The organism is Bradyrhizobium sp. P5_C11_2 (assembly GCF_054049755.1).
Genome location: NZ_JBFULT010000284.1, coordinates 1 through 9,583, shown reverse-complemented (window position 1 = coordinate 9,583; position 9,583 = coordinate 1). Strand labels below are relative to the sequence as shown.

Here is a 9,583-nt window from a genome sequence, read left to right as displayed (position 1 = left end):
GATCAATGGAATCCGGATGTGCGAGCCACACTGGCCGGGCTTGGCTTCTTCGACCTGCTCGGCCTGGATATCGGTGTTGCCGCCAATTCCAACGGTTTGCTAATCGAGCCTATGGTTAGTGGCAGCGATGCCGACCTGTCGCCCGTCAACGAGGCGATCCTTTCGTTATTCGGCAAAGTCCAAGGCGATGCAGGCCTACGCGTACAGCTTGCCAGCGCCGTGACCGATGCGGTTGAAAACGTGCGGAGCCATGCTTATCCGCCCAAGTACACGGATTTTCGCAATACGGTGCCGCTTTGGTGGTTCGTGGGTGCCGCGGATCACGAAGGCAGGGTTACCCTTGCCATTTATGATCAAGGAATAACCATTCCTCAAGCGTTGCCGTTAAAATGGGAAGTGGGCCTCTTAACTCAGCGGTTCCTCAGTCTGTTTTCGTTAAGCTTTGACCCCTCTGATGCGAGCCACGACGGCCAGGCAATCGATATGGCAATGCAGCTCACAGCTTCGTCAACCGGGCTCCCATATAGAGGGAAGGGTCTTCCCAAAATCCTAGACATCATCAAGCTTTGTCCCGAAGGTAGGCTTCGTGTCGTCAGTCGCTGCGGCGAATGCATCTATGGCGCAGACGGCTCCAAAGTTGTAAAAACCCACGAAGGGCCGTTGCTAGGAACCTACCTTGAGCTTGAAGCTTTAATCTCCAACCGCCCGCAGCAGCCATGAGCGAAATGATCTTATCTATTGCAAATGACTTTTCGCCTTCACCGGCGGGTCGCACGTCTGYGGACGGCCCCTTCAATGCTGAGCGGTTTCGTGACCAGGTTCTTCTGCCTGCCTTGCAGAAGGCTGCGCAAAATCACGACAAAGTTGTCGTGCTGTTAGACGACGCTTACAGCTATTCTTCTTCCTTCTTGGAGGAGGTGTTCGGTGGCATCGTGAGAAAGCATGCACTGGATGCCAAGACGCTCGCCGACACTTTAGAGATTAGAGCGAACAGCCCAATTTACGAGAGCTTCCGCCAAGACGCGGCGAAGTATTTCAACGACGCGATCAAGTCTCTTTAGACATACAAACCTATATGCCGTGGCGCGCCCGTGCCGGAAACCGACTATCTGCTCGAAATCGGCAAGATACTTCTGACAGCCGCCCTCTCAGCGGGACTGAGCGGCGTTTGGGTCAGCCGCTGGAAGGCAAGCACGGATCAAGCCGATAAGCGGATCGATGACCTTTGCAGCGATATCGCAAAACTTGCCGATCTTGGGAGCGAGTACTGGATTACGCCCCAGGCCGATCCGAAGATCCCCGTGTTACAAGCGCGGATCAGTTCAGGGCTTGTGAGGATCGCTTCAATTCGCGTGTCTCTGGCCGGGCTCGTGAAAGGGCTTGCAAACGACCGGCTTGTGCAAGCTGAAGCAAATTTTTCGCGCGCAATGACCGGCGGGGAATTTGGGGTTCACAATCGGACCGTCTCTGCGGAAACCGCAGCCGCCGTCCAGCATGTAGCTAGTGCCCTGATTGTGCAAATCCGCCGAGAGCGCATGGAAGCTCTACAACAGTGGTGGTTTCTGCCGAGAGTGTGAACGATCCTAGCCAACACGGGCGTCAGCGTTTTCTTTTCTTCATCCTCACGCCAGCACCTCCGCCGTTCTCGGGGATGAACTCGACGCCGGCCTTCTCTAGAGCGGCCTTCAGCTTCGCGCTTGTCTCCGCACGCCCGCCCACCTGTTCGCCATCCTCAGACTCAAGTCTAGCGATGGTTGGCTCTGACACGCCTGACGCCTCGGCGAGGTCGCCCTGCGACCAAGCAAGCAATGCTCGGGCGGCCTTCATCTGACGGACTGAAAACATTTCAACTCCATTGATAGAATTTCTATTGATCGCGCCGCTAAGACGTGTTAATAGAATTTCTATCAAATAGATCTGGCGAGAGCAACCCCAATGAGCAAAACCACCTTCCCGGTGAACGGCGGAGCTATGCCCGCACCTTTCCTCACCAATCAGCAGACCGGGCAATTCAACCGCAACTCAGCCATTGTCCGCCGTGAGGCGTCCGTCAACACCAAGCCGCGCTCATCGGCCAACGCGCTCCGCTCCAAGCTCATGACCGAGGCCCACGCCCTCGCGAAGGCTGACTATGCCGACGAACTGTCGTGCCGCGGTCGCGCCCATCACGTTAACCGCCCCTACAGCTATTACCTCGCGCTCCAGATGCGCAGCGGCTTCGCTGAGGCTCGTGTTGTGCGCACTGGCATGGCGCCGGCCTTTGAGCTGCCTGCTCAGCGTTGGGCATAAGGGAGCGCGCACATGCTCGCACCATCCAACCAAAGCACCCTCGTCAAGGTCCCCGCGCGCCACCTTTTGCGCGGTGACTTGACCGGCTCCGGGGAAGTCGTGCTTAGCGTCAGCGTCGGCACGAAGACCCCCCGTGGCATGGTTGACGTTCTCTTGCAGAAGGGTGAGCGCAAGCGCGCGGCCATCTGGAACGCGCGGACAATCATCGGCGTCCGACGCGGTGGCACTCCTCCGGTGAAGTCGCGGAGCCCGAGGTGGAAATTCCCCTTTCGGATCGCCTGCCGACATTTCACGAGCTCGCCAGCTTCGACGCCGGCAAGGCGTGGGACCGGCTCTCACCCGAGCAGCAGCGCGAAATCGGTTTGCTCGCTCTCGGGTTTGGCACGGTCGGCCAATGCGAGGGGTACTCTCACGAAACCATCGAGGCCGTCCGCGAAGGGTTCAGCTCGAGCCATTGGACGGCCCAGGTTCAGGCAACGGCCGTTTGGCCGCGCCTTCAAATCGAACTGGTCGAAAGCGCCGCACGCGCCGCATTTGAAGCGCTCTGCGAACACTTCGACCCCCTTTGGCCCCAGCTCTTTGGCTGGCAAGCCCGAAAGGAGGTGAAGTAACCGACCAGCACACAGCGCAACCGGCTGAGCGAGGGCGGAACCATACCGCTCGGCCGATGCAGCAACTACCTAATCCCTCCAGCATTTTGAGAGACGACATGAGCAACGCGGTATCTTCGGGCGCGGCGATGACGCACGCCCATACGAAAGACTCCACACCGAGCAGGCGCTCGTTTCTGGCAACGGCTGCCGTTGCAGCGGCTGGCAGTACCACACTAGCGAATGCAGCGGGCATCGCGCCATTACGCGAGACTGATCCGGTCTTTCAAGCCATCGAGAGGCATAAGCTGGCGCGGGAGTGCGTGGCAGCCGCAGCGGACGCCCATTGCATCTTGGAGCGTGAAATTGTGGGCTCTGGCGTCAGGCTCCGGGATGCGCGTGCCAACGATGAGCGACTTGAGGCGAGCGAAGCTGCGATGTCGCTGGCCTTCGATGCTGAGACGGCAGCGGCTTGCGAGATTCTCAACAGCTTTCCAACCACCCCAGCGGGAGTGCTCGCGCTGCTCTCCTATGCTGTGGCTGCTGATACCGACGGGCAGGGCTGGCCGTCTGACCTTTGCGGGGGAGACGACGACAAGTGCGGCTCCTGGCAACAGTTCCTGTTGGCCGCGCTGTGCGAAATTCTTCCGGCGATGATGACGGAGCAAGCGTGATGGGCAAAAACCCCCGCGTCGCAAATCTGCGCCAGCAGAATAGAGAGCGGGAGGCGACTCTAGTCGTCCTCCGCGACCTTCGCAGTCAAGCCCGCGCTGAGATCGATCGGCTCCTAGCGTTTCTCGACGCGAGCGACCTAGATCCTGACTTGGAACCATCGCTTGGCTTTTTAGAACGGCACCCCTCCGTCTATGGAGGCGAGAGAGACCGCAGCGGCAACCAAGAGCGCCTTTGCGAAGGCCTGCGGCTCGATGTCGAGGACGAGCACGACGGCGCCGAGCCGGGAGACGATGACGAGCCTTCCCTAGGCGCGCTGGAAGGCCATACCGATCAACGGGCTGCCTGGCATGTGGTGTCAGTCAACGACTACGAGTTGGACCACTCGGAGAGCGGCATCGGCGACCATGACGGGCTGCACGAGCAGGTTGGAACGCAGGACTGGCAGCAAGGGGCGATGGCATGAAACCGGAAAACTGGCATCGCCGCCATGCCGTGATGTTGGCAAGCCAACTTCCGGAAGGGACTGAGGATGCCTTGACCGTCTTGCGGCTGGCAACTCAGCTAGTGACGGGCTTCCTGGCCGAACCAGATGAAGCCCCAAAAGCCGCTCCCGTATTTAGTATCGTTCAGTCACCCAAGTCGGTTGACGCTTAACGCGCGGCGCCGGCCGCCGGTGAGTTAGCCCTGCGACTCACTCGGCGCCTACTCTCTCAATGTGAAATCCGATGGCTCTTCCTGTCGCTGCCTCGCCGCGATTCAGGATTCGGCTCCCCGACGCGCATTCCGCGCTTCCTATCCAACAAATGGAGATGGTCGTGATGAAACAGTGTCGTCGATGTGAGCAAGTCTTGCCGCTGTCACGCTTCCGAACCGGCAAGAGGGCCCCGCGGGTCTGCGAGTCGTGCCTTTCCAAGCTGATCGCGGGGGCAGTGTTCACGATGAACGCGACCGAGGCCGCGTCCTTCATGGCGCGCCTGGAGGCTGGCGAGACGTTACGTACAATCGTCGGTGGTGGCGGAAACACGATTTGCTCCAAGAAGGCATTCGATAAACACTGCAAGCTGTATCCGGAGTGGGGCGCAAAGGCGCTGGGCCTTGCTGCGTGCAACCGCAAGCTTGCAGACAAGAGGAAGGGACGCTCTAACCCCAATCTTCCAGTGCGGCCGACGAACGTTACAGAAGAGGACATCCCGACATTCCCAGAATTAAAAGCGCGGAATTTCAGCATTCGCGACTGCGCCGCTATTGAAACCTGTATAAATTGTCCTCATCCGGCCGACTGTGCCGCGGTAGGCGAATGCCTCGACAAGATTAACGCGCGTGCCGCTATCCCACATCAGGAAGAATATATGAGGCCTGCGCAGGCCACCGCGTGTATGTCAGCCCTCGAAAAGGGGATGAGCAAACGATGGCTGACGGGCTACGTCAGAGGCACAAAGGCCATCGTATCTGCAAACAAATTTGAAAAGCACTGCGTCGGGTATCGAAACTGGGGCACATGGGCGCTGGCGCTGGTCGAGCGCAATCGCAAACTGGCCGATAGGAAGAAAGGCCATCGTGGCGGTCGAGAGTTCTGCGCACACGGGCATTCATACGCCATCCATGGCAAGAGCTACCTGCAGGCGGACGGTCGGTGGCATCGGCAGTGCTTGGCGTGCGTTAGCTTCCGGTCTAGCAACCCGACTCATACACCTAAGCCGGAATTGGTCGAGAAAGTGCGCGCGGCCGTGATTGCCGGCACGCGGGTCAGTGTTTTGGCAGATCGGCATAGCCCGACATTCGTTTGCGATTTTCGCCAGATCAGGGCCATCCGTCGTCTCCATCACGACATAGCTGAGATGATCGACCGCAACTCGCAACAGCCACGCCTTATAGTGCCGCGACCAGCTATCATTCGCGCCACCAACCTGCGAGAGCCGACATTGACCGGCGTTATCGCCGCACCGACAGATCCGCTGTTCACGTTGGCCGATCAGACAATCTCTCGATCAATACCGACCCATATTCGTAGAGACGCCGTCGTCATGCTAGCAACAGCCTTATGGCTGGGCGAAGTGAAGTCGGAGGACGTTGGGCAAGCGGCGAAGATATTTGTGCGCGCAGCGTGGAGGGAGGACAGCGTAGATCCACGCTTTGTCTCGCTGGATGCGCCTGCGTTTCGCGACGGTAAGATACCACTGGTAGAAAGGCTTAGCGCCGGCCTTTGGTCATAATCAAAGCACCGACGAGCTAGAGCAACGGCCCGCCGGTTCACGCTGGCGGGCCGGATTTGCAGGTTGCCATGAGTTCCAATTTCCCGCTATAGGACACCTATTGCATTAGTTGCATTAGGTCATATTGCCCGTGGGCACACGAGAATTGAGTGCGTATTTTCGCGCAATGGAGCGCTTATGTTTTGAGCAGGCGAGGCTCTGCCTTCCGGGTCTCGGCCGGGAAGCTCTCGAAGAGATAGCTCAAAACTATCAAAGAGAGGCCGAACGGCTGGAAAGCGAGGAGCAGTAAGGCCTCTTTTGCGACGGCGCTGGGAGGCATTCTGCCTGCGAAATCGACGGCGGTGCGCGCGTGCGAGACGCGCCCCCGGCTGGGCGTATGAGGCCGAGGCCGCTCTGCCACGCCCGCGGGTGCGAGCTGGCGGGTCTCTCACCTGAGTTCGCTCGAACTGGTGTATGGATGGGTATGCGCGTCCAGGCGATGACATGGGCCGGTTCGGTGACCTTCATTGGTCTCGTCCTGTCTGCTTGCGCAAATTCAGGTGATCCCACTTCGCCGTCAGTAACCCGTTCTGCCCCATGGGCCCGAGACCTCAACGAGCCACCGCCTACCCGGGAGCCCATCAATGACACTGTCCCGCAGACAAAGGCGGCCCTGAATGCCGCGCGCGAGAGAGCTTTCCGCTAGTCCGTGCGTCCCGCGCCATACACCTCGAACGCGGCGCCGGTCACCCGGGTGGTCACCAGGGCGGTGACCGGGCGGACAAGCAGCCGGTTCACGCTGTCGAGCCTTTGCAGGGCCCGGCAAACTCCCCGTTGACGTGGCCGGCGGAGCTGTCACATTACTTTGACAGACAGGTGCCAATTTTGCAGGCGCTGGGATTTCAGAGCCCAGACCGGAATACGTGGCGAGCGCTGCCAAGCGAATATATTCCGCTTGTGCAGCGTTCAGCATCCTCTCAATTTCGGGAGTTCGGCGTGTTTAATGCTGAAATGACTGCGCTGCTCAGAGCGGTGCTCGAGGAAGTTTGCGAAAATATTCCTGTAAGCGAGACGGGCGCCAGAGCCTACGTTGCTTCGAAGCTGCTCGATGCTGCGGCACAGGGACAGCTCTCAACCGACGCGTTGAAAGCGGCCGGTCTCAAGGCCCTGAACCCACCAACGATGTGGCGCTGATTACCCGCTCCACATCACTCGATCACATAGTATTCGAAGGCGACGCCTTCCGGGTCGTTCTCGGCTAGCGATGCGTCGGCCGCCTCTTCAGTCGCAAAGACCTTCAGGCGGTCCTTGTCTCCAACCTGCTTGCTTGTATCGGTGTAGATCCAGACGGTCATTGGTCCCTCTTCAGCTTGCGCCGGCCCCAATGCGGCTCTTTGCCCTTCGGATTGAACTCGGGGACGTGATGCCGGTTCAAAGCCCGCATGACGCCGATCCGCGCAAACATCGTTGGACCGCCGCGCTCGACCACCAGGAGCAGGGCTTCCATCGCTGCCTGCCACTCCGGCACATCGTGCTCCTTCTTCGGCAGCGCGGCGATGTACTCGCCGGCGTCCAGCAACGTGACCAGCCTGCGGCCGTCTGCCTCTATCGGCTCCTCGAAAGGCCGCCCCCAGCCCTTGATCATTGCGTGTTTCGGTATCCCATGATTGCAAGCTGCGGGTTGCCCCGCTCAAAGTCGGGCCGAACATCGGTGCCGCGACCGCCGCAACCCCGGCAGACAAACCGCGGCTCGAGATCGGAGAGCCTTACGCTGTCAGGCCAGCGGTCGGCGTCCAGAGCAATGTGATGGCCGCAATGGCAATAGATCAGCACGCCGCGCACGCCCATCTCCCGCATCTCGCCGAGCGTGATCTTCACCGGCCGGCCGTCGGCACGTGAGGGATTGTTGCGGCGGGCAGGGCGGGGCATGCCGCCATCGAAGCGGCGCGCAAGCAGGAGTCAAATTATCGATTCCTAGCGGCAGGGCGGGAGCGCGAGCTACCGCCGGTCGTGGGTGTGGAGAAGGCGCCGGTTCACGCTGGCGGGCCTGCCATGCTAGAAGCGATTCCTGCGATCGGTGCCCGCCGATCGCCAAAAGCTTTTCTTGCAACTCCCGCAGGCTTCCAAGGTCGGCGGGTTTTTCTTTGGCTACGCCTGGGCGTCGTCGTACGGTAAGCCGCCTCAGTTTTCGTTTTTGTGCCGACCTAGTCCGCCCGGAACAGGTTGCGAACGCGAAGTGTATTCACCAGCGGAACGCCTCAATTTGAGTGGAACCCGCTCCGAGGATTTACAGTTAAATCGCCGGTTCATTCGTCATGGAGAAAGGCCATGGGATCGCGCCGTAGGTTTAGCCAATCTTCCCCTCTTGAGGAGCGACTTGCCGAAGAAGCGAAAAGCCTACGTGAACTAGCCAAGACACTGCCGCCGGGGGCCCAGCGAGAAGCTTTGTTACGAAAAGCTAGGCAAGACGAAGTCGGCGCGCACATAACTGAGTGGCTTACGTCGCCAGGATTGCAGCCGCCAAAGTAGAGGTATCGGATCCCGCCAGTTCGTGGTCTGTGGTGGGATGGACGACGCAGCCCGATTCCGACGGCAGTCAGAAGACGCCCGCGACCAGCGCCTTCAGCCAGCTCGACAAAGACGCTTGGCTTCGCATAGCTGAGGAATGGCTAAAGCACGCTGTCAGTGCCGAACAACGGGACCGGAGATAAGGCCGCCTCAGTTGCGGCCCCACGAGAACCGACCCATCGCCCAACGCGCGTTGGGCGATGGGCGGTTCCGGGTGGATGGCGCGAACCTAGGACCGCACCACAGACCGATTGCTCAATCTTTCTGTCGGAGAGTCGTTCCTATCAGATGCCCTGAGGCCGTAGCCGCCAGCTGAGGCGGCCTTRCTTCATAGYAAAAACGCCGCCCGCTTAAATGACGCGGACGGCGGCTTACCAGCCCCGGGAGGGTRAGCAAAACCCGGCGGYGGCACAAATTGCATACCCACATCGTKGRGTCTGAGCAAAATTGCTCACTCTCCAAAGACCGCGCCAACYGAGGCGGCCTTAATTCGTTGTTCCAATCAAAATTGACCATGAAAACCGTGAGGTCGGTGCCATATTCCGCCGGCCGGCCCTTGGCATAGATCAAGGAATTTGGTCCCATAGAACACGTCGCGGTGTTCCGCTGGACCAACACAAGATGTAAAGTCCCACATTGACCGCTAAGACCTATTGCAGAGTTTTTAAGCAAGCGAATTTCATGAAGGGAGGAAGTTCATGAAACGCCTCCGGTTCAGACATAAGCTATCGCTCAAAGCGAGGCTTGATCTGGAAGCTCAACAGCTACGCGATGAAGCCAAGGCGCGGCCACCCGGGCACAAGCGAGACAGCCTACTTAGGAAGGCCCGGCCGGACGAAATAACGTCCCACATAACAGAGTGGCTTATGTCGCCTGGGTTGCGGCCGCCGAAGTAAAGCGTAAGATTCAGGTGATTTGCGAACCAAAGGGGGGCAGCGTGACCGCGCCAGACCTGGTTTTGAAAATTGCCATCATAGGACTAGGTGTCTTTTCGACGGTTCTAGTCTCGATGTTGTACTTCAATCTGTAAAGCCAGAGGCCGCCTCAGTTGGCGGCCTCTTCGCATCTGGCCAGTTTCCGACCTCTAGCGATTTTGGAAATGTCCTAATTCACGAAAAGAACAATTCCGGGTCGGTTTCGTTCTCGTCGTATGAAACGGTACTATTTTGACATACGAGAGGGCGATGAGATCATTCCCGATGAGGAAGGTCTGGAACTCTCCACCATAGAGAAGGTGCAAGAAGAGGCGGCTCGCTCGCTGGCGGATAT

At 59.1% G+C, this 9,583-nt stretch carries 14 protein-coding genes; 10 read left to right on the top strand and 4 right to left on the bottom strand.

What is annotated here, in order from left to right; genetic code table 11:
* From ACXJL8_RS24100 to ACXJL8_RS24090, 3 genes are all read left to right on the top strand, one after another.
* On the top strand, positions 1-720 hold a 720-nt coding region (locus ACXJL8_RS24100; protein WP_456685705.1), incomplete at its 5' end, for a hypothetical protein.
* On the top strand, positions 717-1,061 hold the full coding sequence (locus ACXJL8_RS24095; RefSeq protein ID WP_456685704.1) for an STAS-like domain-containing protein: 345 nt from the start codon (positions 717-719) through the stop codon (positions 1,059-1,061). The genes ACXJL8_RS24100 and ACXJL8_RS24095, both read left to right, overlap by 4 nt.
* 30 nt (positions 1,062-1,091) lie before the next feature.
* Complete coding sequence (locus tag ACXJL8_RS24090; RefSeq protein WP_456619458.1) at positions 1,092-1,577, top strand: hypothetical protein; 486 nt, start codon at positions 1,092-1,094, stop codon at positions 1,575-1,577.
* 22 nt (positions 1,578-1,599) lie between these two features.
* On the opposite strand, the gene ACXJL8_RS24085 is transcribed toward ACXJL8_RS24090, so the two are convergent.
* Positions 1,600-1,845, bottom strand: coding sequence for a helix-turn-helix domain-containing protein (locus tag ACXJL8_RS24085; RefSeq protein WP_456619459.1), 246 nt, complete (start codon positions 1,843-1,845; stop codon positions 1,600-1,602).
* 90 nt (positions 1,846-1,935) lie between these two features.
* On the opposite strand from ACXJL8_RS24085, the gene ACXJL8_RS24080 reads away from it, so the two are divergent.
* The 6 genes from ACXJL8_RS24080 (at position 1,936) to ACXJL8_RS24055 (ending at position 6,940) form a co-directional block, all read left to right on the top strand.
* Entirely contained in the window at positions 1,936-2,289 is a 354-nt protein-coding gene (locus tag ACXJL8_RS24080) for a hypothetical protein (protein WP_456619460.1), read from the top strand.
* Positions 2,290-2,543: 254 nt separating this feature from the next.
* The gene (locus ACXJL8_RS24075; protein WP_456619461.1) at positions 2,544-2,900 is read left to right on the top strand and encodes a hypothetical protein; all 357 of its coding nucleotides are present in this window, start codon (positions 2,544-2,546) and stop codon (positions 2,898-2,900) included.
* Positions 2,901-2,998: 98 nt separating this feature from the next.
* The gene (locus ACXJL8_RS24070) at positions 2,999-3,553 is read left to right on the top strand and encodes a hypothetical protein (protein WP_456619462.1); all 555 of its coding nucleotides are present in this window, start codon (positions 2,999-3,001) and stop codon (positions 3,551-3,553) included.
* Positions 3,553-4,017, top strand: coding sequence for a hypothetical protein (locus tag ACXJL8_RS24065; protein WP_456619463.1), 465 nt, complete (start codon positions 3,553-3,555; stop codon positions 4,015-4,017). Before ACXJL8_RS24070 ends, ACXJL8_RS24065 begins: the two co-directional genes overlap by 1 nt.
* A gap of 475 nt (positions 4,018-4,492) precedes the next feature.
* Complete coding sequence (locus ACXJL8_RS24060; protein WP_456685703.1) at positions 4,493-5,767, top strand: hypothetical protein; 1,275 nt, start codon at positions 4,493-4,495, stop codon at positions 5,765-5,767.
* An 855-nt stretch (positions 5,768-6,622) separates the two neighbouring features.
* Positions 6,623-6,940 carry a hypothetical protein gene (locus ACXJL8_RS24055; RefSeq protein ID WP_456624403.1) on the top strand — a complete coding sequence of 106 codons (318 nt, stop codon included), beginning with the start codon at positions 6,623-6,625 and terminating at the stop codon, positions 6,938-6,940.
* Between the two features lie 14 nt (positions 6,941-6,954).
* On the opposite strand, the gene ACXJL8_RS24050 is transcribed toward ACXJL8_RS24055, so the two are convergent.
* The 3 genes from ACXJL8_RS24050 to ACXJL8_RS24040 are packed head-to-tail and all read right to left on the bottom strand — an operon-like array spanning position 6,955 to position 7,675.
* Positions 6,955-7,101 carry a hypothetical protein gene (locus ACXJL8_RS24050; protein ID WP_456624402.1) on the bottom strand — a complete coding sequence of 49 codons (147 nt, stop codon included), beginning with the start codon at positions 7,099-7,101 and terminating at the stop codon, positions 6,955-6,957.
* Positions 7,098-7,391 (bottom strand): hypothetical protein, encoded by a 294-nt coding sequence (locus ACXJL8_RS24045; protein WP_456685702.1) that lies wholly within the window; start codon positions 7,389-7,391, stop codon positions 7,098-7,100. The genes ACXJL8_RS24050 and ACXJL8_RS24045 overlap by 4 nt, the downstream gene beginning before the upstream one ends.
* The gene (locus ACXJL8_RS24040; RefSeq protein WP_456624400.1) at positions 7,388-7,675 is read right to left on the bottom strand and encodes a hypothetical protein; all 288 of its coding nucleotides are present in this window, start codon (positions 7,673-7,675) and stop codon (positions 7,388-7,390) included. The genes ACXJL8_RS24045 and ACXJL8_RS24040 overlap by 4 nt, the downstream gene beginning before the upstream one ends.
* Positions 7,676-9,464: 1,789 nt before the next feature.
* Between ACXJL8_RS24040 and ACXJL8_RS24035 the strand changes: the two genes are divergently transcribed.
* The coding region (locus ACXJL8_RS24035; protein WP_456685706.1) for a DUF6894 family protein at positions 9,465-9,583 on the top strand (119 nt) is incomplete at its 3' end.